The sequence below is a fragment of the Stenotrophomonas sp. YJH_SMC_69 genome, assembly GCF_059370495.1.
Window position 1 is genome coordinate 423,372 of record NZ_JCAFTS010000001.1, and the last position, 24,326, is coordinate 447,697.

General features: G+C 67.6%; 21 protein-coding genes. 3 read left to right on the plus strand and 18 right to left on the minus strand.

Going from position 1 to position 24,326, the window contains the following annotated elements; genetic code table 11:
- Nucleotides 1-6 precede the first annotated feature (6 nt).
- The 18 genes from fabZ to AC5P8F_RS02085 all read right to left on the minus strand — a co-directional run bounded on the left by fabZ (nt 7) and on the right by AC5P8F_RS02085 (nt 19,599).
- On the minus strand, nt 7-465 hold the full coding sequence (gene fabZ / locus AC5P8F_RS02000; protein WP_005415845.1) for a 3-hydroxyacyl-ACP dehydratase FabZ: 459 nt from the start codon (nt 463-465) through the stop codon (nt 7-9).
- Nucleotides 462-1,484 (minus strand): UDP-3-O-(3-hydroxymyristoyl)glucosamine N-acyltransferase, encoded by a 1,023-nt coding sequence (gene lpxD / locus AC5P8F_RS02005; RefSeq protein WP_014646493.1) that lies wholly within the window; start codon nt 1,482-1,484, stop codon nt 462-464. Before lpxD ends, fabZ begins: the two co-directional genes overlap by 4 nt.
- A gap of 381 nt (nt 1,485-1,865) precedes the next feature.
- Entirely contained in the window at nt 1,866-4,229 is a 2,364-nt protein-coding gene (bamA, locus tag AC5P8F_RS02010) for an outer membrane protein assembly factor BamA (protein ID WP_049441550.1), read from the minus strand.
- Between the two features lie 74 nt (nt 4,230-4,303).
- The gene (rseP, locus tag AC5P8F_RS02015) at nt 4,304-5,662 is read right to left on the minus strand and encodes an RIP metalloprotease RseP (RefSeq protein ID WP_049441551.1); all 1,359 of its coding nucleotides are present in this window, start codon (nt 5,660-5,662) and stop codon (nt 4,304-4,306) included.
- Between the two features lie 55 nt (nt 5,663-5,717).
- Nucleotides 5,718-6,908: a 1-deoxy-D-xylulose-5-phosphate reductoisomerase gene (locus AC5P8F_RS02020; RefSeq protein ID WP_049403801.1), complete on the minus strand. Its 1,191-nt coding sequence runs from the start codon at nt 6,906-6,908 to the stop codon at nt 5,718-5,720.
- Between the two features lie 2 nt (nt 6,909-6,910).
- Nucleotides 6,911-7,747, minus strand: a complete 837-nt coding sequence (locus AC5P8F_RS02025) for a phosphatidate cytidylyltransferase (protein ID WP_014646497.1) — start codon at nt 7,745-7,747, stop codon at nt 6,911-6,913.
- The gene (gene uppS / locus AC5P8F_RS02030; protein WP_032956844.1) at nt 7,744-8,511 is read right to left on the minus strand and encodes a polyprenyl diphosphate synthase; all 768 of its coding nucleotides are present in this window, start codon (nt 8,509-8,511) and stop codon (nt 7,744-7,746) included. Before uppS ends, AC5P8F_RS02025 begins: the two co-directional genes overlap by 4 nt.
- A gap of 5 nt (nt 8,512-8,516) precedes the next feature.
- The gene (frr, locus tag AC5P8F_RS02035) at nt 8,517-9,071 is read right to left on the minus strand and encodes a ribosome recycling factor (RefSeq protein WP_014646499.1); all 555 of its coding nucleotides are present in this window, start codon (nt 9,069-9,071) and stop codon (nt 8,517-8,519) included.
- 96 nt (nt 9,072-9,167) lie between these two features.
- A complete protein-coding gene (gene pyrH, locus AC5P8F_RS02040) occupies nt 9,168-9,896 on the minus strand; it encodes a UMP kinase (protein WP_014646500.1) in 729 nt (242 codons plus the stop codon).
- 121 nt (nt 9,897-10,017) lie between these two features.
- Nucleotides 10,018-11,556, minus strand: a complete 1,539-nt coding sequence (locus AC5P8F_RS02045; RefSeq protein ID WP_495227577.1) for an HDOD domain-containing protein — start codon at nt 11,554-11,556, stop codon at nt 10,018-10,020.
- 258 nt (nt 11,557-11,814) lie between these two features.
- The gene (gene tsf / locus AC5P8F_RS02050; protein WP_032956847.1) at nt 11,815-12,690 is read right to left on the minus strand and encodes a translation elongation factor Ts; all 876 of its coding nucleotides are present in this window, start codon (nt 12,688-12,690) and stop codon (nt 11,815-11,817) included.
- A gap of 125 nt (nt 12,691-12,815) precedes the next feature.
- Nucleotides 12,816-13,622 carry a 30S ribosomal protein S2 gene (rpsB, locus tag AC5P8F_RS02055; protein WP_005408748.1) on the minus strand — a complete coding sequence of 269 codons (807 nt, stop codon included), beginning with the start codon at nt 13,620-13,622 and terminating at the stop codon, nt 12,816-12,818.
- A gap of 220 nt (nt 13,623-13,842) precedes the next feature.
- Nucleotides 13,843-14,541, minus strand: coding sequence for a fimbrial biogenesis chaperone (locus AC5P8F_RS02060; RefSeq protein ID WP_014646503.1), 699 nt, complete (start codon nt 14,539-14,541; stop codon nt 13,843-13,845).
- Nucleotides 14,541-14,783, minus strand: coding sequence for a hypothetical protein (locus tag AC5P8F_RS02065; protein ID WP_495227578.1), 243 nt, complete (start codon nt 14,781-14,783; stop codon nt 14,541-14,543). Before AC5P8F_RS02065 ends, AC5P8F_RS02060 begins: the two co-directional genes overlap by 1 nt.
- Nucleotides 14,784-14,908: 125 nt before the next feature.
- Nucleotides 14,909-15,946, minus strand: a complete 1,038-nt coding sequence (locus AC5P8F_RS02070) for a Csu type fimbrial protein (RefSeq protein WP_164076959.1) — start codon at nt 15,944-15,946, stop codon at nt 14,909-14,911.
- Nucleotides 15,943-18,312: a fimbria/pilus outer membrane usher protein gene (locus AC5P8F_RS02075; RefSeq protein ID WP_495227579.1), complete on the minus strand. Its 2,370-nt coding sequence runs from the start codon at nt 18,310-18,312 to the stop codon at nt 15,943-15,945. The genes AC5P8F_RS02070 and AC5P8F_RS02075 overlap by 4 nt, the downstream gene beginning before the upstream one ends.
- Nucleotides 18,313-18,319: 7 nt before the next feature.
- Nucleotides 18,320-19,069: a fimbrial biogenesis chaperone gene (locus tag AC5P8F_RS02080; RefSeq protein ID WP_049441557.1), complete on the minus strand. Its 750-nt coding sequence runs from the start codon at nt 19,067-19,069 to the stop codon at nt 18,320-18,322.
- Nucleotides 19,069-19,599, minus strand: a complete 531-nt coding sequence (locus AC5P8F_RS02085; protein WP_032956855.1) for a Csu type fimbrial protein — start codon at nt 19,597-19,599, stop codon at nt 19,069-19,071. Before AC5P8F_RS02085 ends, AC5P8F_RS02080 begins: the two co-directional genes overlap by 1 nt.
- Nucleotides 19,600-19,829: 230 nt before the next feature.
- Here AC5P8F_RS02085 and map point away from each other — a divergent pair, with 230 nt between their 5' ends.
- The 3 genes from map to dapD are packed head-to-tail and all read left to right on the plus strand — an operon-like array spanning nt 19,830 to nt 24,324.
- Nucleotides 19,830-20,615 (plus strand): type I methionyl aminopeptidase, encoded by a 786-nt coding sequence (gene map, locus AC5P8F_RS02090; RefSeq protein ID WP_005412748.1) that lies wholly within the window; start codon nt 19,830-19,832, stop codon nt 20,613-20,615.
- Between the two features lie 20 nt (nt 20,616-20,635).
- Complete coding sequence (locus AC5P8F_RS02095; protein WP_445978323.1) at nt 20,636-23,245, plus strand: [protein-PII] uridylyltransferase; 2,610 nt, start codon at nt 20,636-20,638, stop codon at nt 23,243-23,245.
- Nucleotides 23,245-24,324, plus strand: a complete 1,080-nt coding sequence (dapD, locus tag AC5P8F_RS02100; RefSeq protein ID WP_014646511.1) for a 2,3,4,5-tetrahydropyridine-2,6-dicarboxylate N-succinyltransferase — start codon at nt 23,245-23,247, stop codon at nt 24,322-24,324. The genes AC5P8F_RS02095 and dapD overlap by 1 nt, the downstream gene beginning before the upstream one ends.
- Nucleotides 24,325-24,326: the final 2 nt, after the last annotated feature.

The following is a 24,326-nucleotide window of genomic DNA, read 5'->3' on the forward strand; positions in this document are numbered from 1 at the left end:
AGTGGATCAGCCCTTGGCGCCGGCGCACATGACCTCGGCCGACGCGACGACTTCGCCGTTGACCTTGGCTTCGCCGTAGTACCAGCCCATGTTGCGGATCAGGCGCTTCATCTGCACGTCCAGCATCAGCACGTCGCCGGGCACGACCTGCTTGTTGAAGCGGGCGTTTTCCACCTTGACCATGTAGAACAGCTTGGACTGCGCATCGCGGCCGAGCGTGAGCTGGGTCATGACGCCGCCGGCCTGCGCCAGCGCTTCGATGATCAGCACGCCGGGCATGATCGGGCGGCCCGGGAAGTGGCCCTGGAAGAACGGCTCGTTGATGCTGACGTTCTTCTGCGCCAGGATGCGCTTGGCCTCGACGTCGAGTTCAAGCACCCGGTCCACCAGCAGGAACGGGTAGCGGTGCGGAAGCAGTTCCTGGATCTGGCAGACATCGATCGGAAGCTGCAGCGAATCGTTCATTCTTTCTCCTTGCCAGCAGCCAGGACGCGGCGAGCCAATGCGTCCAGCTGCTTGAAGCGCGCGGCGTTCTTGCGCCACGTGCGGTTGTCGGTCAACGGGGTGCCGGACGAGTACTCGCCTGGCTCATGGATGGAGTTGCGGACCACCGACTTGCCGGTGATCACGACCTTGTCACAGATTTCGAGGTGGCCGACCACGCCAACGTGGCCGCCAAGCAGGCAGTAGCGGCCGATCTTGGCGCTGCCGGCGATGCCGGTGCAGCCGGCGATGGCCGAATGCGCGCCGATCTGCACGTTGTGGGCGATCTGCACCAGGTTGTCCAGGCGCACATCCTCGTCCAGCACGGTGTCTTCCAGCGCGCCGCGGTCGACGCAGGTATTGGCGCCGATCTCGCAATCGTCGCCGATGCGGACGCCGCCGAGCTGCGGCACCTTGATCCACTTGCCAGCGTCCATCGCCAGGCCGAAACCGTCGGCGCCGAGCACGGCACCGGGATGCACGCGCACGCGCTTGCCCAGCGTGACCCGGGTGACCAGGGTCACGCGGGCGATCAGTTCACAGCCGGCATCCAGGCTGCAGTCCTCGCCGATCACGCTGCCGGTGCCGATGATGCAGTTCTCGCCGACCACGCTGCGCGCACCGACCGAAACGAACGGGCCGATATGGGCGCTGGCGGCCACCTGGGCGCTGGGGTCGATGACGGCGCTGGGGTGGATGCCCGGTGGGCGGGTCGGCGCGATGTCGAACAGCGCGGCGATCTTGGCGAACGCGGTGTACGGGTCCTTGGCGACGAGCGCAGTGCCCGGGGCGGCCTCGGCGTCGTCGGCACGCAGGACCACCAGCGAGGCCTGGCTGTCGGCCAGCTGGGCGCGGTAGCGCGGGTTGGCAAGGAAGGTCAGCTGGCCAGGGCCGGCATGGGCGAGGGTGGCCACGCCATGGATGGCGGTGGCGGGGTCGCCATGGACCTGCAGGCCGAACTGCTCGGCGAGTTGCTGGGCGGTGTAGGTGGGAGTATTCACGGCGGGAGTTTAACGTGTGACGCCATTTCGGTCATGCGGGGGCAGGGCTTGGCGCCTGCCTGGTACGGGCGGGAGGCGGCGGGTGGCCCTGGCCAGGACACGCAAAACCCCCTCCATGGTGCTCGATGGCGCCATCCATGGCGCCAACGGTCCTGTCCAGGGCCACCCGCCGCCTCTGGACAATTTCCCGCGAGCGCGGCCAAAAGCCCGTGCCGTGCAGTGTCATCTGCAAAACGAAAACGCCGGGCAGAGCCCGGCGCTTCGCACCCCGTCTGGTGGAGAGCCCCCCTTTGTTAAGGGGGGCGCGCCAGCGGCGCGGGGGATAGGTGAAATGCGCGGGCAATTCACCGGAGGTGGATCAGTTCTGGGGAACAACGTTCCTCAGAACTGGCCACCGAACGTGAATTGCAGACGCTCGATCTTGTCATCGTCTTCCTTCTTCAGCGGGAAGGCGTAGCTGATCGAGATCGGGCCGACCGGGGCGCGCCACAGCAGGGCCACGCCGGTGGACACGCGCAGCTCGTTGGCCTTGAAGTTCTGGGTGCCATTGTAGACGTTGCCGAAGTCGACGAAGGCCGACACGCGTGCCGACGGGCTGTCGAACAGGCGCGGGAAGTAGGCTTCGACCGAACCGACGGTCTTCAGCGAACCACCCAGCGGCTGGCCTTCCGGATAACCGGTGGTGACTTCGCGCGGGCCGAGGGTGTTGTCCTCGAAGCCGCGCACCGAGTTGGTGCCACCGGCGTAGAAGTTCTCGAAGAACGGCAGGCCGCTGGCGGTGACGGTGCGGGTGGTGCCATCCGGATTGGTCAGCGTACGGGTGTAGTCGTTGCCGTAGGCATCGCCGTAGCCGATTTCCGCGCGGGTGTTGATCACCAGCGACGGCATGATCGGCCAGTACTTGCTGATCTGGTAGTTCAGCTTGTAGTACTCGATGGTCGAACCCGGCAGCGTGGTTTCCAGGCCGATGCGCTGGTAGGTGCCGCGGGTCGGCATGAAGTAGTCGTTGCGCGAGTCGCGCGCCCAGCCCAGCTCGGTGCGCCAGGCGTGGAAGGTGCGCTGACCGACCGCGTTGATGTAGTCGATGATCGACTGCGGGGTCGAGCCCTGGTAGGTGGTGATCTGGTTGCTGTCGATGCCGAACATCAGCGAGACGGTATCGGTCTCGGTCAGCGGCACGCCGAACACCACCTGCGCCGAACCATTGGTGCTGTTGTACTGCGCGGTATTGAAGTCGGAGTAGTCCAGTTCGCGCCAGGACAGGTTGTAGCCCAGCGACACGCCGTCATCGGTGAAGTACGGGTTGGTGTAGCTGAAGCCGTAGCGCTGCAGGTAGCTGCTGCGCGAGGCTTCGACCGACACGCGGTTGCCGCCGCCGAGGAAGTTGTTCTGCGACAGCTGCACCGAGGTGGTCATGCCGTAGGACTGCGAGTAGCCCAGGCCGAACACGAAGCTGCCCGAGGTGGTTTCCTTGACGTTGTAGACGACGTCGACCTGGTCGTTGCTGCCGCTGACGGCCGGGGTCTCCACTTCCACCGATTCGAAGTAGCCCAGGCGCTGCAGGCGGATCTTGGAGCGGTCGATCGCGGCCTGCGAGTACCAGCTGTTCTCGAACTGGCGCATTTCGCGGCGCATCACCTCATCGGAGGTGCGGGTATTGCCACGGAACAGGATGCGGCGCACCGACACGCGCGGGCCGGGCACGACCTGCATGTTGATGGCGACGGTCTGCTCGGCGCGGTTGGTGGTCGGGATCGGGTTCACCTTGGCGAACGCGTAGCCGATGTTGGACAGCGAATTGGTGATGGTGTCCGAGCTGAATTCCAGCAGGGCACGCGAGAACGTGTCGCCGGACTTCTGGATCACCATGCGCTCGACGTCCTCCTGCGGGAGGATGGTGTCGCCGCTGACCTTGATCTCGGAGATCTTGTACTGCGCACCCTCGGTCACGCCCGCAGTCAGGAACATGTCGCGCTTGTCGGGGCTGATCGAGACCTGGGTGGAATCGATGCTGAAATCGACGTAGCCGCGGTCCAGGTACCAGGAGTTGAGCTTTTCCAGGTCACCGGACAGCTTTTCCTTGGAGTACTGGTCGTCACGGCGGTACCACGACGCCCAGTTGTGCTCCTTGGACTCCCAGGTCTCCAGGATGTCCTTGCTCTCGAACTTTTCGGTGCCGACCAGGTTGACGTGGCGGATCTTGGCCGCCTTGCCTTCCTTGATGGCGATGGCGATGTCCACGCGGTTGCGGTCCAGCGGGCTCACCGTCGGGGTGATGTCGACGTTGTATTTGCCACGGTCGTTGTACTGGCGGCGCAGTTCCTGGGTCACGCGGTCCAGGCTCAGGCGATCGAAGGTGCCGCCCTCGGTCAGGCCGATGTCGGACAGGCCCTTGAGCAGCTGGTCGGACTTGATGTCCTTGTTGCCGGTCACGGTCAGCTTGTTGATCGCCGGACGTTCCTTGACGGTCACCACCAGGATCGTGCCCTGGCGGTCCAGCTGCACGTCTTCGAAGAAGCCGGTCTTGTACAGGGCGCGGATCGTCTCGCCGACCTTGTTGTCGGTGACCGTCTCGCCACGTTCCACCGGCAGGTAGGTGAATACCGTGCCCGAGCTGATGCGCTGCAGGCCATCGACGCGGATGTCGCTGACAGTGAAGGGCTCGGCTGCCTGGGCCAGGGCGGGAGCGCCGGTGACGGCGGCGAGGGCGAGGGCCAGCAGGCGGCGATTGGGGAGTCGCGTCATGTCACGTCCGGTAGGAAGGTCGATTTCATTGGTGCGGGATGCCGACGCTGTAGACGGCAACAACATGGAAAAGTTCATCGCGGGACCAGGCCGAGGATGTCGTTGTAGAACGCCAACCCCATCAGCCCGGCCAGCAACGCCAGGCCGATGTATTGGCCGGCGGCGATGGCACGCTCGCTCAGCGGGCTGCCCTTGACCAACTCGATAAGGTAATACAGCAGGTGGCCGCCGTCCAAGATCGGGATCGGCAGCAGGTTGATGATGCACAGGCTGAGGGACAGCAGGGCAAGGAACTGCAGGAACCAGTCGAGGCCGCGCTTGGCCGAGACATTGGCCACGCGGGCGATGGTGACCGGCCCGGAAACGTTCTGAAGCGAGGCCTTGCCGGTGACGATGCGGCCCATCATGCCCAGCGAGTCGGCCGCCAGGCGGCCGGTTTCGCGTACCGCGACGGTGACCGAGTCCAGGGGGCCGTAGCGCAGGAGGGTGTCGTAGGGGGGGCTGAACTTGGTCGGGAACTGAACGCCGATCTGCCACGTGGGGCCGCCCTTGGCGTCCTGGCCCTTGCGTGGCGTCACTTCCAGCGCCAGGCGCTCGCCGCCACGCAGGACCTCGATCATGCCCGGGCCACCGGCACGGCCCAGCGCCTGGATCTCGCCGATCACCTGGTCGGCGCCGTCGATGCGCTGGCCGTCAATGGCCACGATCAGGTCGCCCGGCTGCAGTTGCCCGGCCACCACGGAGTCCGTGGTGAGCGACTCGACCAGCGCGGGCTGCAGCCACGACTGCCAGTACATGCCAGCCAGGATCGGCACCCGCCGCTCATCGAAACCCGGCGGCAGCTGCGACAGCGGCAGCGTGCGCGTGCGCACCTGGTCGGCCGTATCCAGCACTTCCAGCTTCACGTCGCGGCGGTCCATCGCGGCCGCGGTCAGTGCCATGCTGGCCTCGCCGAGGGTGACTACCTGGCGGTCGTCCACGCGCAGCACGCGGTCGCCGCTGGCCAGGCCGGCACTGGCGGCGATGCCGCTGACGCGGCCGACGGTGGGCGAGTAGTCCTGCTTGCCGATCACGAACATCGCCCACAGCAGGAGGATGCACAGCAGCAGGTTGGCGATCGGGCCGGCGGCAACGATCGCGATGCGCTGCCAGACGGTCTTGTGGTTGAAGGCCTGGCCGCGCTCGTGCGGGTGGACTTCGACCTCGCGTTCGTCGAGGAACTTCACGTAGCCACCCAGCGGAATGGCGGCGATGGCGAACTCGGTACCATGCCGGTCGCGGCGCGACCACAGCGGCCGGCCGAAGCCGACCGAGAAACGCAGGATCTTGACCCCGCACAGGCGCCCGACCCAGTAATGCCCGAACTCGTGGAACGTGACCAGCAGCCCGAGGCTGACAATCATCCACCAGACCGATCCGATGAAGTCAGTCATGCAGGCTCACAGTGGCGGGCAGGGGCGGCGGCGTCATGCTGGGCGAGGCGGTCGTTCAGGCGGCGTCGATGGCGTTCAGGGTGAGCTGGCGTGCCCGCTGGTCGGCGGACAACAGGACCTCCAGTGTATCGGCTGCTTGCGTCGGCAGTGTTGAAAGAGCGTTAGCAACCAGCGCCGGGATCGTCAGGAAACCGATCCGGCCCTGAAGAAACGCTGAAACCGCCTCCTCGTTGGCAGCATTCAGCACCGCCGGTGCGGTGCCGCCGGCCTGCATGGCCTGCCAGGCCAGGGCCAGGCAGGGGAAGGCGTCGGTGTCCGGGGCCTCGAAATCCAGCCGGCCCTGGGCCAGCAGGTCCAGCCCGGCCACGCCCGATTCGATGCGCTGTGGCCAGCCCAGGCCAACGGCGAGGGTGGTGCGCATGTCCGGCAGGCCCATCTGCGCCAGGGTCGAGCCGTCGACGAACTCGACCAGCGAATGGACCAGGCTCTGCGGGTGCACCAGCACTTCGATGCGTTCACCGGGCACGCCGAACAGGTGGTGGGCCTCGATGACTTCCAGGCCCTTGTTCATCAACGTCGCCGAATCGACCGAGATCTTCGGTCCCATCGACCACTTCGGGTGGGCAACGGCCTGGGCCGGGGTGACCTGGGCCAGTTCGGCGCGGCTGCGGCCACGGAACGGGCCGCCGGAGGCGGTCAGCAGGATCCGGCGCACGCCGGCGCCGTCGACGCTGGCGTCGCGCGAGCGCAGGCACTGGAAGATGGCGCTGTGTTCGCTGTCGATCGGGATGATTTCGGCGCCGGCACGTTCGGCGGTACGGGTCAGCAGTTCGCCGGCCAGCACCAGCGATTCCTTGTTGGCCAGCAGGATGCGCTTGCCGGCGGCGGCCGCGGCCAGGGTCGAGGACAGGCCGGCAGCGCCGACGATGGCCGCGACCACGGTATCGCAGGCGTCGCTGGCGGCCAGCTGGTCCAGCGCGGCATGGCCGGCATGGGCTTCGGTGGCCAGTCCGGCGTCGCGCAGGCCGTCACGCAGTTCGGCGAACAGCGATTCGTCGGCGATCACCGCGTGCGCGGGCTTGTGCTGGCGGCACAACGCCAGCAGCCCCTGCACCTGGCGTCCGGCGGCGAGCACGGTCGCCTGGTAGCGCTGCGGGTGGCGGGCGATCACGTCCAGCGTGGAGGCACCGATCGAGCCGGTGGCGCCGAATACGGCGACCCGGCGCAGGTCTGCAGCAGCATTCATGGTCAGAACCCGAAGATTTCCTTGCCCAGCGCGAACACCGGGACGGCGGCGAGGACGCCGTCGACCCGGTCGAGCACGCCGCCATGGCCCGGGATCAGGTGGCCCGAATCCTTGGCGCCCGCGTGGCGCTTGATGAGGCTCTCGAACAGGTCACCCAGCACCGAGGCGAACACGGCCACGACCGCGGTGATCAGCAGGCCCGGCAGGTGTGCGGTATCGATCCCGGCCAGCCAGCCCAGGCCGACGGCCACGGCGACACCGGCCAACAGGCCGCCGAACAGGCCTTCCCAGGTCTTGTTGGGGCTGATCCGCGGGGCCAGCTTGTGCTTGCCGAAATGGCGGCCGGCGAAGTAGGCGCCCGAGTCGGCCGCCCACACCAGTGCCAGTGCAGCCAGCAGCCACAGGTGGCCCTGCTTGCCCGGCGGATCGCCACCGGCATGGATCAGCACCAGCGCGGCCCAGGCGGGCACGATGGCAAGCGTGCCGGCCAGCATCTTCAGGATGCGCGAGGGCGCCGACGGCTGTGCACCGAAATTGAAGAAGCGCAGCCAGACCAGCGCGGCCAGCCACCAGGCAACGCCGGCCAGCGTGGTTATCTGGAACAGCACCAGCGTACTGCCATCGGCCCAGACCAGCAGCACCATCAGCAGCAGGTTCAGCACCAGAAGTACGGTGCGTGCCAGGGTGTCTTCGATACCGGCCAGCTTCAGCCATTCCCACAGGCCGATCAGCAGCACCGCAGCGGCGGCGGCGGCCAGCCATTGCGTGGGCAGCAGCAGGATCGCCGCAATGGCAACCGGCGCCATGATCAGCGCGGCGAGGACTCGGGTCTTGGTCATGGGCTGGAAGTCTCGGTGGCCAGTGCGGCAATCTGGGCGCTGGTCAGGCCGAAACGACGCTCGCGGCCGGCATAGGCGTCCAGCGCCTGCTGCAGCTGCCCGGCATCGAAGTCCGGCCACAGGGCCTCGGTGAACCACAGCTCGGTGTAGGCCAGCTGCCACAGCAGGAAGTTGCTGATGCGGGTGTCGCCGCCGGTGCGGATGAACAGGTCCGGCGGCGGCAGGTCGGCAAGGGCGACCTGGCTGCCCAGCAGCGATTCGTCGATCTGCTCGGGCAACAGGCGACCGGCCGCCACTTCGACGGCCAGGGCGCGCGCGGCGCGGGCGATGTCCTGGCGGCCGCCATAGCTGGCCGCGATCGACAGGGTCAGGGTGGTGTTGTCGGCGGTGCGCTGTTCGGCCAGCTGCATGCGGCTGACCAGCCCGGCACCGAAGCGCTCGCGTTCGCCGATGAAGCGTACGCGCACGCCGCGCCGGTGCAGCTCGTCCACCTCGCGGTCGAGCGCGCCGAGGAACAGCTTCATCAATGCATCCACTTCCTCCTGCGGCCGGCCCCAGTTCTCGCTGGAGAAGGCGAACAGGGTCAGCGCCGGAATGCCCAGTTCAAGGCAGCGCTCGATGGTGCGGTTGACCGCGCGCGCGCCGGCACGGTGGCCGATCACGCGGGGGCGACGGCGCTGCTGTGCCCAGCGCCCATTGCCATCCATGATGATGGCAATGTGGCGGGGCAGGGCGGCCGGTAACGGAGGCGGGGCTGAAGGCATCGACTTCAGACCGACAGCAGTTCTTTTTCCTTGTCGGCGACGACCTTGTCGACGTCCTTGATGTTGGCGTCGGTCAGCTTCTGGATGTCGTCTTCGCCGCGCTTCTTCTCGTCTTCGCTGATCGCCTTGTCCTTGACCAGCTTGGCGATTTCCTTGTTCGCGTCCTGACGGATGTTGCGGATCGCGATCTTGGCGCCTTCACCTTCCTTCTGCACCTGCTTGGCCAGCTCCTTGCGGCGCTCTTCGGTCGGCGGCGGCATGTTGATGCGGATCGCGGTGCCGAGGGTGTTCGGGGTGAACTCGGCGTTGTAGAGACCCTTTTCGATCTCCTTGATCATGCCCTTGTCGAACGGCGTGACCAGCAGCGAGTGCGCGTCGGCGTTGGAGATCGAGGCAACCTGGTTCAGCGGGGTGCTGGCGTTGCCATAGGCACTGACCGTCACGCGGTCCAGCAGGGCAGGCGTGGCACGCCCGGTCCGGATGGAGGTGAGGGTGTGCTTCAGAGCGTCGATGCTCTTGGCCATGCGCGTCTGCGCGTTGTTCTTGATGTCGTTGAGCATCGCCCGGTCCTGGATGTATCTGGAATCGGGCGATTATAGGCGAATACGGGACGCTGCCGGGCCTGAATCGGCCCGATCGCCGCTTTGCGCTCAGGCTCAGGCCGGGTCGCGGCCCTGGACCAGGGTGCCGATGTTCGCGCCGTTGAGGATCTTCAGCAGCTCGCCCGGCTGGCCCATGTCGAACACGCGCATCGGCAGGTCGCTGTCGCGGGCCAATGCGAAGGCCGCCGTGTCCATCACTTCCAGGCCGCGGCGGATCACTTCGTCGTAGCTCAGGCTGTCGAAGCGGACCGCATCGCTGTGCTTGTTCGGGTCCTTGTCGTACACGCCATCGACCTTGGTGGCCTTCAGCAGCAGATCGGCGCCGATCTCGATCGCGCGCAGGGCGGCGCCGGAATCGGTGGTGAAGAACGGGCTGCCGACGCCGGCGGCGAAGATCACCAGGCGGCCCTTTTCCAGGTGGCGGATGGCGCGGCGGCGGATGTAGTCCTCGCACACGTCGTTGATCTTGATCGCGCTCATCACGCGGGCCTTGGCGCCCAGCTTCTCGAGGGCATCCTGCATGGCCAGGGCGTTGATGACCGTGGCCAGCATGCCCATCTGGTCGCCGGTGACCCGGTCCATGCCGCCGGCGGCCAGGCCGGCGCCGCGGAAGATGTTGCCGCCGCCGATCACCAGCGCCACTTCGGCACCGGCCTGCTGGGCTTCGATGACCTCGCGGGCCAGGCGATTGATGACCTTCGGGTCGATGCCGTAGTCCTCGTCTCCCATCAGCGCCTCCCCGGACAGTTTCAGAAGGATGCGGCGATAGGCGAGCTTGGACATGAGGACCTCGGGTGCGTGGAAATCGCGGGCGATTCTACGCGCATGCGGCGTCGTGCCAAAGTGTTTTGTGCACTGCGGCGCAGAATCCGGTCGTTCGCCGCGGTCAAACGGGGCTTCCCGTTCAGCCCAGCTCGGCGCTAGCGGTGGCCGACAGCTCGTCGTGGCCGAGGGCACCTGGCGAGCGGGCGATCACCCGGTTGCGGCCCAGGTTCTTGGAGCGGTACAGCACGTCGTCGGCTGCGCGCAGCAGGTCCTGCACGTCGGCGAAGCGCTCGTAGCCACCCTGGGTGGCCACGCCGGCGGAGAAGGTGACGAACAGCGGCCCGCCCTCCAGCTCGGCCATCGGCGTGGCGACGATATTGGCCAGCACCCGGCGGATCACGTCCAGGGCCACGCTTTCGCTGGTGTTTGGCAGCAGCGCGACGAATTCCTCGCCGCCGAAGCGGGCGACGGTGTCACTGTTGCGCAGCTGGCCCTGCAGCTTGCCGGCGAAGGCGCGCAGTACCTCGTCGCCGGTCAGGTGGCCGTGGGCGTCGTTGATCTTCTTGAAGTCGTCCAGGTCGATGAAGGCCACCGACAATGGCCAGCCCTGGCGGCCGGCGCGCAGGAATTCCTGCTCCAGCACCGCTTCCAGCTGGCGGCGGTTGAGCACGCCGGTCAACGCGTCACGATGGGCCTGGTCGGCGAGGCGCTTGGCGCGCGCCTCGAACTCGTCGGCGCGGCGTCGTGCCTGGTCGGCGTCCTGCAGTTCGCGCAGGTTGCGCAGCGTGGCCAGCTCCTGCGCGTGATCGATCAGCTCGCGCACCCGCGCCGGGGAATTGAGGCCGGCATCAAACAGGCTGGCGATGTCGGGCAGGGCTTCACTGATGCGGGCGAGGACCTGGTCGAAGCGCGCGCTGTCCAGCTCCAGGCGGTCGTGCACCTGCTGCAGGGCGCGCTCACGCGCGGCGTCGGCGTCGCTGTCCAGCCAGATGTCGGCCACCGCGCCGGACAGCTGCACGCAGGCCTGGAACGGCGATTCGGCGGCGTCCTCGTCCTCGCTGTGGCTGATGCTCTCCACCAGGTAGCGGGGCAGGCCCCATTGCTCGGCCACCCACGCGCCGACTTCGGCATGGCTGCAGCCCAGTTCCTCGCGTTCGCGGGCGACCAGGTCGATGTTGTCGCGTGCCTCGCGCAGCAGCGGCAGGTAGCGCTCCGACTCGGCCTGGGCCAGGCACAGTACGCCCAGGTCCTGCAGCAGGCCGGCCAGCATCAGTTCTTCCAGCCGGCGCAGGCCGCGCGCCTGGCCCAGCTGGCTGGCAGCCAGGGCGCTGAGGATGCTGCGCTTCCACGCGCGCTGGCGCAGGTCGTGGTCGGCGCCGGTGCCGCCGGTCAGGCCCTGGGTGACGGTGAAGCCGAGGGCGAGGCTGATCGTGGCGTTCAGGCCCAGCATGGTCAGCGCCTGGCCGAGGTTCTCGATCCGGCGGCGGCTGGCGTAAAGCGGCGAATTGGCGATGCGCAGCATGCGAGCGCTCAGCGCCATGTCGATGGCGATGATGTCGGCAGCGGTGGCGATGTCCGCTTCCGGGTCCTGGGCCAGTTCGATGATGCGCAGGGCAATACCGGGTGGCGAAGGCAGGTTGCGGCAGAGCGCCAGGGCAGCTGTCAGCTCGGGAGGCATGTCGGGTCGTTCAATTCCATTAGGACAAGAATACCTAGGAATGCATCACAGTCCGCGATTTTCGTTCCTGCTAAATGACTGTGGATTCCCTGCGCCGAGTATCGGCTTGATTCGCGCGCAACGCAAAGGTGCCGGTTGTGCGCACCAACGGTGCGCACCCACCGGTGGGCCACGGGTTGATCCCTGGGTCCATGCATAAAAAAAGAGCCGCGGTTTCCCGCGGCTCCTTCTGGTCGCTTCACAGTCGGAAGGCTGGAATCAGACCTGCATCGCCTTGGCAACTTCGGCGGCGTAGTCTTCCACCACCTTCTCGATGCCTTCGCCGACGATCAGCAGCTTGAAGCCTGCCACGTCGGCGCCGGCGGCCTTGACCACCTGCTCGACGGTGGTGTCGCCCAGCACGTAGGTCTGGCCGTACAGGGTCACGTCGCTGACGATCTTGTTGATCTTGCCGCTGATGATCTTTTCCAGGATGTCGGCCGGCTTGGCCTTGTCCTTATCGGTCATCTTGGCCAGCTCGATTTCCTTTTCCTTCTCGACGAACTCGGCCGGGACGTCCGCAGCCTTGTTGTGCGGCGGCTTCAGCGCGGCCACGTGCATGGCCAGGCCACGGGCCAGCTCGACGTCGCCGCCGATCAGGTCGACCAGCACGCCGACCTTGCCGTTGGTGTGGACGTAGGCGCCGATGTTGCCGGTGGTGTCGACCTTGACCATGCGGCGGATCTGGATGTTCTCACCCAGGGTCTGCACGGCGGTGGCGCGGGCTTCCTCGACGGTGCGGCCGTCGGCCAGCGTGGCGGCCTTCACGGCTTCGACGTCGTTGGCGCCCGATGCCAGGGCAGCAGCGGCGACGGCGTTGACGAAGGACTTGAAGTTGTCATCGTTGGCGACGAAGTCGGTTTCCGAGTTGACTTCGACCAGCACGGCCTTGCCGCCGTCCTGGGCCAGGCCCAGGCGGCCTTCGGCGGCCACGCGGTCAGCCTTCTTGTCGGCCTTGGCGGCGCCGGACTTGCGCATGGCTTCAGCAGCGGCGTTGATATCGCCGTTGGCTTCGGTAAGCGCCTTCTTGCATTCCATCATGCCGGCGCCGGTGCGCTCGCGCAGTTCCTTGACCAGGGAAGCAGTGATTTCCACGGGATTACCTCACGAAAGAAAGGGGTTGGGCCGGCATGGTGGCCGGCCCGTGTGACACGGTCCTGTCACGCGCCGATGGCTGCGTGCAGGGAGGGTGGACGCCGGGCGTCCACCCGGGGCCTGGATCAGGCCTGGGCGTCGTCGCCCTTCTTGGCAGCCTTCTTGGCCGGAGCGCGGCGGGCCGGCTTCTCTTCGCCTTCAGCAGCGGCTTCAGCGAATTCTTCCTCGCGCACCGAAGCGGCGTGCGGGGCAGCCGCCTTGCCTTCCAGCACGGCGTCGGCAGCGGCGCGGGCGTACAGCTGCACAGCGCGGATGGCGTCGTCGTTGCCCGGGATGGCGTAATCAACCAGTTCCGGGTTGTAGTTGGTGTCGACCACGGCGATGACCGGGATGCCCAGCTTCTTGGCTTCCTTGATCGCGATGTCTTCGTGGCCGATGTCGATCACGAAGATGGCGTCCGGCAGGCGGTTCATGTCCTTGATGCCGCCCAGCGAGGCTTCCAGCTTGTCGCGCTCGCGACGCAGGCCCAGCACTTCGTGCTTGACCAGCTTCTCGAAGGTGCCGTCGGTTTCACCGGCTTCCAGTTCCTTCAGGCGGGCAACCGACTGCTTGACGGTACGGAAGTTGGTCAGGGTGCCGCCCAGCCAACGCTGGTTCATGAACGGCATGCCGCAACGCTCGGCTTCTTCCTTGATGGTTTCGCGGGCGCTGCGCTTGGTGCCCAGGAACAGGACGGTGCCGCGCTTCTGGGCAACCGACGAGATGAAGTTCATCGCGTCGTTGAACAGCGGGACGGTCTTTTCCAGGTTGATGATGTGGATCTTGCCGCGGGCGCCGAAGATGTACGGAGCCATCTTCGGGTTCCAGTAGCGGGTCTGGTGGCCGAAGTGGACGCCGGCTTCCAGCATCTGACGCATGGTGACCTGGGGCATTGCAATACTCCTGATATGGAACCAGCGATTCCGCCCGCGGGGATAGGTATGCGGGACGCGTGGAAGCGCGATCGGTTCCGGGGTTGGGCTTCCCTGTTGCCTCCGTGGCCGAACTCCTTGCGGAGCACCCCGGCACGGATGGGGGCAGCAGGTGTGGATTCACCGGTGACGTCCGGTGTGGACGGGTTCGCGCGCACGCTGGCGGCAGGAATCCGGTCGATTATAGCCCGCTGGGGGCGCTTGCTGCAATTGCAGGGTCAGTTGCGGCCAGATCGACCTCGCGGCCGTCCTGCAGGCGTGCCTGGAAGCGGCCGCCTGCATAGCCATCGGCGCGGGCAGGCAGGGGCCAGCGGCGTTCATGGCCCGCCAGAATGTAGCCGGCCAGGCCAGCCGTCAGCAGCGTTGCCTGGCCGTCCGCCGTGATGAAGCGCAGATCGTGCAGGCGGCCGTGCAGGGTACCGGCATTGCTGAGTCGCAGTACGGCCAGAGACCCGTGGGCCTCGACGCGGCCCAGCAGCCGGGCCTGCAGTGCTGGCCCCGCTGGGCCGCGGAACAGCGGCAGCGAATAGCGCGGCAACCCCGGCAACGTCGGTGCCAGTACGACCCGATAGGCCTGTTCAGCGGCCGCCGCTGCCGGATCGCCCGGCAACAGCCAGACGCGCTGGGTGCTGCCGGGGGCCAGGTCCAGCCGCGCCGGGCTGACCCGGATCTGGTCGCTGGGGTGCAGTCGTTCGGCGTCCAGCTGCTGATCCCACGCCAGCACCTGCACCTGGCCCTGCCAGCGGCCGGGCCCGGGGTTGTGCAACCACAGTTCGGCGCTGCCGCCCTGGGCCGGCAGCTGCAGGGTGGTCGGCAACAGCTCCAGCGCTGCGGCAGGCAGTGCCAGCAGCAGTGCCAGCAGGATCAGCAACGCGCGCATCAGTAGATAAGGGTCACGGAGGGTGTTGCGTTCTCGTCCGTCGCCGGTGGTGCGAGCTCGCGGACCTGGCGCGGCGCCTGGGGTGCGTCACTGCGCTGGTGCGGTGCCGGGCAGCGGATGCCGCCGCCATCGTCGCTGCAGGATTCAACCACGGTCAGCCAGATCTGCAGGGGGCTGCTGGGTTCGGCCCATGCCGGCAGGCTGGCGACCAGCATCGCCCCGATCAGGAATGTGCGAACCACCTGCCATCCACCATGCTGAAAGACTTGCTGCGCGGTATCGGCGGGATGTGCTGGAACTGTAGCGCCGAGCCGGCGCTCGGCACGGCCTTCGTCCGGTGGGTGCCGACCGTTGGTCGGCACGCCGGTCAGTAGGTGATCGTCACCGTCACCAGGTCGTTGTAGGTGCCGGCCGGCGGCTGGCCACTGACCGGCGGCACCCGGCCATGGATGGTCAGCTGCTGCGCGCTGCCGGTACCGGTGCCGCTGGCCGTGTCGACGGTCAGGGTATTGCCCCAGCGCAGGCTCCGCGCCGAGTCCCGGTAGAGCTCGTAGGCGAGGTAATAGGTGCTTCCGCCGAGGGTGGTGGCCATGCGCCGGGTGGTGGTGGCAGTGGGATTGTTCTGGCCGTTGTCGAGGCCGACCTGGAAGGCAGTGTTCTTCAGGCAGGTCAGGGTGAGGGTGGCGGTCCGGTCGATGTTGGCCGGAATGCCGCCGGTGACGTTGCCGAAGTCCATGGTGGTGGTGACGTAGCTGCCACATTGCGGCAGCACGTTGGCGGTGGCGGTGAAGCTGAAGGCTGCACTGGCGCTGTTGGTGCCGGTGGCGCCGCCATTGCAGGTGGCGGGCACGGTGGCGGTACCGAGCAGGACTTCGTTCCAGGCCCAGGTCAGGACCACGTTGGCCCCGCTGAAGGTGCTGCTGTACGCGCCGGAGGCCAGGATCTGGTTGGCCGGGATCTGCCCGAACAGCTGTATGGACTGCGCACCGCTGCCGCCCGTCACCAGCGGCACGTTGTAGGTCATGGTCAGTTCCTGCGCAGGTGGCGTGCCGCGCGGCACCAGTCCGGTGACCTGGCCGAAGCTGGCGTTGTTGTACAGCTGGAAATTCAGGGTGTCACTGCTGGAGGTGGCCATCGTGCGGAAGGTGGAACTGCTGCCGCCGCCACTGCCTGCGCCGATGCCCACGCAGACGCGCACGCCGGTGGTGGCCAGCAGGCTCAGCGCGGCGGTGGTGCAGGTCACCGTGATGTTGAGGTTGGCCGTACTCGGGCCGGGTGCATTGCTGTTGATGTTGCCGAACGGCAGGGTCGGATTGGCGACCGCCGTGCAGACCGCGGTGGCACCGGCGGGCGCCGCTGCCAGCAGGCCGGCCCAGAGCAGCAGGACGAGCAGCAGCACCCTCATGGCGCCACCTCCGGGATGCACTGCTGCGGCGCCGGCTTCGGCCGTGCGCCGGACGCCACCACCTTGGGCAGGTCCGGCACTTTCACGCGGCAGGGGCCGCGGCTGGTGGTGACGTACAGCACGCTGCCGGCGGCAACGTCTTCCAGATAGAGCAGGCCGTCGTAGCCGACCGTGGCCTGGCGGCCATCGGGCAACCGCACCTCGCTGCCGACCTCCAGAGGCTGGCCGTCCATTGCCAGCAGGGTCAGGCTCAGTGACGGCCGCGAGCGCAGCTGGAAGGTCACGCGGGTGCCGGCGCGCTGGCGCGGGGTCACCCAGTCCTCGATGCGGTCGGCGCGCATGTCTTCGGGCAGGTCCAGGGTGTCGATCGAGACCCGGTTGCGCTGCCAGGACAGCAACGGACTGACCAGCAGCAGGCCGCGATCATCGGTGACGCCGATCAGGCGGTTCTCCAGCCGCACCGGGACGCCGCCCACCCCATTGGTGCTGATCACCGCGAACGCATCGGACACCTCGCGCGTGGCGAAGGTGTGCCCGCCCATCCACACCAGGCTGCCGCTGGCGCTGGCGTAGGCATAGTTGAGTCCACCCTGGCGCAAGGCGCCGAACGAGTAGCGACCGACATCGTTGAGGATGCCGACCTCGGCCAGGCCGCCGTTGCCGTCCTCGCCGTGGCGCAGCTGCGCGCGCCAGCCGACGCCGCCGGCGCTGCCATCGCCCGGCACTGGCTGGGTCACGTCCGCCACCCAGCTCTGGCTGTCGCCGTTGCGCTGGCTCGAAAGGCTGGCCTGGCGGTTGTTGCCCAGGCTGGCAGTCACCGACAGGTAGATGCTGCGGTCGTCGCTGCGGTCCAGGTTCTGGTTTACCGAAAGATAGGCCGACCAGCGCTGGCTCCAGGTACGTGACCAGAACAGGCTGGCATAGCGGTTGTCGTCTCCATCCGGGTAGCGCAGGCGCAGATAGCTGGCGCTGAGCGTGCCCAGCCGCAGCAGGTCCAGGCCGAGCGTGGCCTGCTCGCTGATGCTCGGCGGCAGGTTGCCCTGCAGCGCGCCGAGGTCGCGGTAGTCGCCGTGGCTGCGTACGCTGCGCAGATTGATGTTGAAGCGACGGTTGTTCCAGCTGTAGCCCAGCGCCCATTGCCCACCCTGCAGGCCGTGGTAGCCGCTGTGCGCATAGGCGGCATTGAACACGCCAGCGGCGCCGAGCAGCCACCAGCCACCGACACCGGCCTGGGCCAGGCCGCCGCCGCCTTCGGCATGCGCCTCGCCGGTGAACGTGTCGGTGACACCGCCGCGCCAGCTGGCACTGGCCACCGTGCGATCGTCATAGGCGAAGGAGCGCTGGCCAAAGTCCTCGCGCAGGTGGCCGACGCCGGCCGACCAGTCCGAAAGGCCCCTGGCCAGCAGCTGCTGGGTGCCATAGAAACTGAAATCCAGCGTCTGCATGCGGCCGAACGCATCGGTCACCACCACCTGCGCGTTACCGGTGCCGCTGATGCCGGGCTGCGCCGCCAGCTGGAAGGGCCCGACCGGCACCTGGCCGCTGTACTGGCGCAGGCCATCGACATACAGCTCGACCGTGGAGGGCACCACCGCCTGGCCGAGGAAGCTCGGCGTGGGCGTGAGCACGCGGTAGGGCTGCAGGCCGTAGTTGCGGCCGATCTGCAGGCCGCCCAGGCGAACCGGGCGGGTCCAGTCGACGAAGCCGCTGTAGAAGTCACCGACCTCCAGCGTGGTTGCACTGTCCGGGAAATCCAGGCTCCAGCGTGTGTCCAGACGCACGCTCTCGCCGCGCCAATGGCGGTCGCCGGGTTGCTGGTAGCGGCGGCTGATGGCGGTGTTTTCGAAGGTGCCGTTGCCGATGCCGAACACGCGCAGCTCCGCGCTCAGGCTGAGGTTGCTGAGCGTGTCCACCCGGCTGCCGTAGACGTCGTAGTTGAGCAGCGCGCCGGGCGAGGCGTTGCCGGTGGGCGCGCGCGTCTGCGGGCGGCTGAGCACGGTGGTGGGCAGGATGAGCTGGTCCAGCGGCACGTCCAGTGCCAGGGTCTGCATGTGCGCGTCATAGCGCACCACCGCACCGCTGATCTGGTCCAGGTAGACCGGCGCATCGCCGCTGGCGTTGAAGCCAAGCTGGCGCAGCACTTCGGGGCTGGCCTGCAGCCGGCCGCGGTTCTCGGTGAATGGCAGCAGGCCGCGCGGGGTGCTGTTGAGCGACACATCCAGGTACAGCGCCTGGCTGGCGGTCAGCGGGGTCGGGGGAGGCAGGATGGCATCGGCCGACACGCCGGATACATCAACGGCCGCCACGCCGGACACATCGGCGGCCTCGGTCGCCGCGGGAGCCAGGGCCGCCAACAGCGCGCCCATCAACGCCTCAGCGAGCCGGTGGGGGCGACAGTGGCGTCTGTTCCGACTCGCCATTGAGCTTGGCCGTGATCTGGTCGTTGTCGCGGTCGATCGCCGTGCGTTCGATCGGCCAGCGCATCACCTGGCCCGGCAGCACGTAGCCCAGCAGCCCGGGATGGACAATGCGCGGGCGCGCGGCGCTGCCCAGCGCAAGATCGGCGATCTGTGCGTAGCTGTCGCCCGTATTGGCGACTTCCACGCCATTGCGGCCGTCCGCCAGTTTCACCAGGCGCGCCTGCAGCCGTGGGGCCAGGCGGCCGGCCGAAGGCTGCACGAACACCGGGATCGAATAGCGCAGCACGAACTGCATGCCCTCGGCACGGGTGGCCAGGTCGGGTACCTCGTCCACGATCAGCCGGTAGTGCCGCTGTGCAGGCGGTGGCTCGCTGTCCGGACGCATCACCCGCACCAGCTGCTGCTGGCCGGCGGCCAGTTCCTGCATCGGCGGCGTGGCCATCACTTCATCGGTGGGCAGCAGCTGTTCCTGGCCGTCCTGCTGCACCCAGCGGAACACGCGCACCTGCAGCGTCACCGGTGAGGTGCCGCTGTTGGTCAGCCACAGCTCGCCGGCACGCTGGCGGGCTTCCAGCTGCAGGCTGGTCGGGGCGACCTGCAGGCTGGTGGCGCCGGCACCGGCGGGGGCCAGCAGGTACAGGGCGAGCAGCGCCACGCCGGTGGCGCGCCACGGGCGGGGTCCGGCCATGCGGGCGTGCTCCATCAATAGGTGATCGTGGCGGTAACCGTATCCAGGTAGTTACCGGTGGCCGGGTTGTTGGTGCTCAGGTTCAGGATCTGGCCATAGACGATGTAGGGCACGGCCAGGCCAGTGCCGATGCCGGCCTGGGTATTGGTGCCGGTTGTGGCGCCCCAGACCAGGGTATGTGCGGCATCCTGGTAGAGCTGGTAGCCGACATAGTTGTTGGCGGTCACCGCGGCATTGGTGTTCTTCATGCGCCGGGTGGTGACGTCGTTGGCGGTGCCGGCGTTGGCGCCCGCGTTCAGCGCAATCGTGTAGGGCGTCAGTGCCGAGCACTGCGCGGTCACCGTACCCTGGCCCAGGGTGGGCGTGGCGGTGGTCGAGGCCGCCGTGCCGAAGTCGACGTTGGTGGCGGCCGCCGCCGTGATGGTGCAGGCCTTGGTGACCACCAGGGTGACGTTGAAGGTGGTGGTGTCGGCGGCCAGCGCCGGGCTGGACAGCAGGAGCCCGGCCATGACCCATGTCAGCGGGGATCGAACTGGGGATCGCATGGACAACCTCCCTGACCCGAAGGTCCGTTGAACAAGGCGAAGACGGCACGTTCGGCGCCGCTTTGACGACTGTGGGTCCAGCTTAGGAGGCGTAAGTGTCTGTAATCCGTGATAAATAGGCAGGCGCAAGAGTGGAGGCCATCACGCTTTCACTTTCCTTGCCGGAATCGTGCATGGCCCGGATCGCCAGTTGGGCGGCGTTCGTTCAGATTGCGGCCGGATCGGCGATAATGGGTGCCATGAGCGTGAATCTGAAAACCCCGCAGGAAATCGAGATGATGCGCATCGCCGGCCGCCTGGCCAGCGAAGTGCTCGACATCGTCACCCCCCACGTCAAGCCCGGTGTCACCACCGAGGAACTGGACCGCATCTGCCACGACCACATCGTGAACGTGCAGGGTGCCATTCCGGCCAACGTCGGCTACCGCGGCTTCCCGAAGACCGTGTGCACCTCGGTCAACAATGTCATCTGCCACGGCATCCCCAGTGAAGGGAAGGTGCTCAAGGATGGCGACATCATCAATATCGACGTCACCGTCATCAAGGACGGCTGGCACGGCGACACCAGCCGCATGTACTTCGTCGGCACCCCGTCGGTGATGGCCCGCCGCCTGGTGGAAACCACTTACGAAGCGATGTGGCGCGGCATCCGTGCGGTGCGTCCGGGCGCCACCCTGGGCGACATCGGCCATGCCATCCAGAGCTACGCCGAAGGCGAGCGTTTCAGCGTGGTGCGCGAGTACTGCGGCCACGGCATCGGCAAGGTCTACCACGACGAGCCGCAGGTGGTGCATTACGGCCGCCCGGGCCAGGGCCTGGTGCTGCAGCCCGGCATGACCTTCACCATCGAGCCGATGATCAACGAGGGCACCCGCTACAACAAGGTGCTGCCGGATGGCTGGACCGTGGTGACCAAGGACCGCAAGCTGTCGGCGCAGTGGGAGCACATGATCGCGGTCACCGAGACCGGCGTGGACGTGCTGACCCTGTCGCCAGGCGAGTCGCAGGTTTCCTGAAGATGCTGCCGGCGAGTTCGCTGCTGGACACGCCGGCCGCGTCGCTCAACGACCCGGATTGGGCTGCTGCCGCGCGCCAGGCGCTGCAGCAGGCCGACGCGCGCCTGTACCGCCGCTTCGACCAGGGCGACAACATCGAGCGCCTGCTGGCGTTGCGCGCGCGCGCTGCCGACCATCTGATCCGCCTGGCCTGGCAGCGCTGCCTGCCGGCCGACAGCGGCCTGTCGCTGTTCGCGGTCGGCGGCTATGGCCGCGGTGAACTGTTCCCGCGTTCGGACATCGACCTGCTGGTGTTCGGCGATCCGCCGGCACAACTGGCGCACGAGGCGGCATTGGCGCGCCTGTTCGCGCTGCTGTGGGACTGCGGATTGGCTGTCAGCCATGCGGTGCGTTCTGCATTGCAGTGCCGGGAGGCGGCGGCTGACCAGACCGTGCTGACCGCGCTGATCGAGGCGCGCCCGATCCTGGCCGATGATGCTGCGCGCCGCGCGCTCCGCGAGGCGATCGACGACCGCGAACTGTGGCCGGCACGCGCCTTCTTCCTGGCCAAGCTGGAAGAGCTGCGCAACCGCCACCAGCGCTTCGGCGATACCGCCGACAACCTGGAGCCGGACCTGAAGGATGGCCCCGGCGGCCTGCGTGATCTCAATACGCTGGGCTGGATGGCGTTGCGTGCCTTCGGCGTGCGCGACCTGGAGGCCCTGGTCGGGCTCGGCCACCTGGGCGCCGACGAAGCCGCGGCGTTGAAGCGCGAACGTGCAGTGCTGGCGCGGTTGCGCTTCGGCCTGCACCTGGTCGCGCGCCGTCCGGAAGAGCGCCTGCGTTTCGATTACCAGAAGACCCTGGCCGCGCGGCTGGGCTTCGAAGACGATGCCGAGAACCTCGGCGTCGAGAAGATGATGCAGGGCTTCTACCGCGCCGCGCTGGTGGTGCGCCGGATCAGCGACCGGCTGCTGCAGCGCTTCGAGGAACAGTTCGACGGCGAGGCCCAGCCGGAGCCGCTGACCGTGGGTTTTTCCCTGCGCCGTGGTTACCTGGCCGCCAACGAGGCCGACTGGCCGCGCGGCGACATCGGCCAGGTGTTCGCCCTGTTTTCCAGCTGGGCCAACAACCCGCAGGTACGCGGCCTGCATTCGCTCACTGCGCGTGCACTGGCCGAGTCGCTGCCGCTGCTGCCGGCCTATGACCAGGCCGATGCCGATGCACGCGAGCAGTTCCTGGCCCTGCTGCGCGGCCAGCGTCCGGTCGATACGCTTTCGCGCATGGCGCGGCTGGGCGTGCTTGGCCAGTGGATTCCCGCGTTTGCCCAGGTCAGCGGGCGCATGCAGTTCGACCTGTTCCATGTCTATACGGTCGACCAGCACACGCTGATGGTCCTGCGCAACATCGGCCAGTTCGCCAGCAGCCGCGCCGACGAGCGCTTCTCGATCGCGCACGAAGTGTGGCCGCGCCTGCGCAAGCCGGAACTGCTGCTGCTGGCCGGCCTGTTCCATGACATCGCCAAGGGCCGCGGCGGCGACCACTCGGAGCTGGGTGCGGTGGACGCGCGCGCGTTCTGCCAGGCGCATGCGCTCAGTGGCACCGATACCGAGCTGGTGGCATGGCTGGTCGAACAGCACCTGCGCATGTCGGTGACCGCGCAGAAGCAGGACATCGCCGATCCGGTGGTGATCCATCGCTTCGCCACCCTGGTCGGCAGCCGCGACCGCCTGGATTACCTGTACCTGCTGACCTGTGCCGACATCGCCGGCACCAGCCCGAAACTGTGGAATGCCTGGAAGGACCGCCTGCTGGCCGATCTGTACTTTGCCACCCGGCGCGCGCTGCGCGAGGGGCTGGAGCACCCGGTACCGGCCGCCGAGCGCGTGGCCGAGGCACGTGACAGCGTGCGCGCACTGGTGCGCGAGCAGGGTTACGACGATGCCACCATCGACCGCCAGTTCGCGGTGATGCCGGATGAGGGCTTCATCCGCCTGCGCCCCGAGCAGCTGGCCTGGCAGGCCGCCGCACTGGTGCCGGTGAAGCAGGGCCAGGCGCTGGTGAAGGTGCGCCGGATCAGCGTCGACGACCCGGCGCTGGAAGTGTTCGTGCACTCGCCCGACCGTGATGGCCTGTTTGCCGCGATCGTGATGACCCTGGACCGCAAGGGCTACGGCATCCATCGCGCGCGCGTGCTGGACGGTCCGGCCGACACCATCTTCGATACCTTCGAAGTGAACCCGGCCGACACCTTTGCCGATGGCAGCAGTGCCAACCTGGAAGCGGCGCTGCGCGAGGCACTCAGCGGTGACCTGTCGCGCCTGCGGCCGTCGCGCCGGGTGGTACCGCGGCAGCTGCGGCACTTCCGCTTCGCCCCGCGCATCGAGTTCCGCGATGAACCGGGCGCAACCCGTTTTGCCCTGGTCGCCCCCGACCGTCCCGGCCTGCTGGCCGATGTGGCGTTCGTGCTGCGCAACCAGGGCCTGCGCGTGCATGATGCGCGCATTGCCACGTTCGGCGAACGCGCCGAAGACACCTTCGTGATCAGTGACGAACACGACCTCCCCCTGACTGAACCTGCCCGGCAGCAGCTGCATGACGCGATGCTGGCCTGCCTGGACCCTGATCGAAACGCCGGAGACCCCGCCTGATGGCCACCAAGCCCGCCAAGAAGACCGCCGCGACCCCCAAGAGCGCAGCGGCCCGGAAACCCGCTGCTGCCGCACCGGCCGCGAAGAAGACCCCTGCGCCGAAGAAGGCCGCTGCGGTGAAGGCCCCGGCGAAGAAAACGGCTGCAGTGAAGCGTGCTGTGAAGAAGCCGGCCCCGGCCAGGAGCGCCGAAGCCGTCCGCGCCGAAACCATCGCCCGCAAGTCGCTGCGCAAGCCGTCGGCACCAGGCGTGGAAGAACTCAAGTTCGGCATCGAGAGCGCCTTCGAGCGCCGCGCCACCTTGACCCTGCACGAGCTGGAAGGGTCGACCAAGCCGCTGGTCAACCGCGTGATCGACGGCCTGGAGAGCGGTGAGTTCCGCGTCGCCGAGCCGGACGGCCAGGGCGGCTGGAAGGTCAATGAGTGGCTGAAGAAAGCCGTGCTGCTGTATTTCCGCGTCAACGACATGGCGGTGGTCGATGCACGCCCGGCGCCGTTCTGGGACAAGGTCGAATCGCGCTTCGCCGGCTATGACGAAGCGAAGTTCCGCCGTGGTGGCGTGCGCGTGGTGCCGGGCGCGATCGCCCGCCGCGGTACCTACTTCGGCAAGGACGTGGTGCTGATGCCGAGCTTCACCAACATCGGCGCCCATGTCGGCGAAGGCACCATGGTCGACACCTGGGCCACCGTCGGTTCCTGCGCGCAGATCGGCCAGCACTGCCATCTGTCCGGCGGCGCCGGCATCGGTGGCGTGCTGGAGCCGCTGCAGGCCAGCCCGACCATCATCGAGGACCACTGCTTCATCGGTGCGCGTTCGGAAGTGGTGGAAGGCGTGGTGGTCGGCCACCACAGCGTGATCGGCATGGGCGTGTTCCTCAGCCAGAGCACCCGCATCTACAACCGTGCCACCGGCGAGGTCACCTACGGCTACATTCCGCCGTACAGCGTGGTGGTGTCCGGCTCGCTGCCGAGCAAGGACGGTACCCATTCGCTGTATTGCGCGGTGATCGTCAAGCAGGTTGATGCCAAGACCCGCAGCAAGACCAGCGTCAACGACCTGCTGCGCGGCCTGGCTGACTGAAG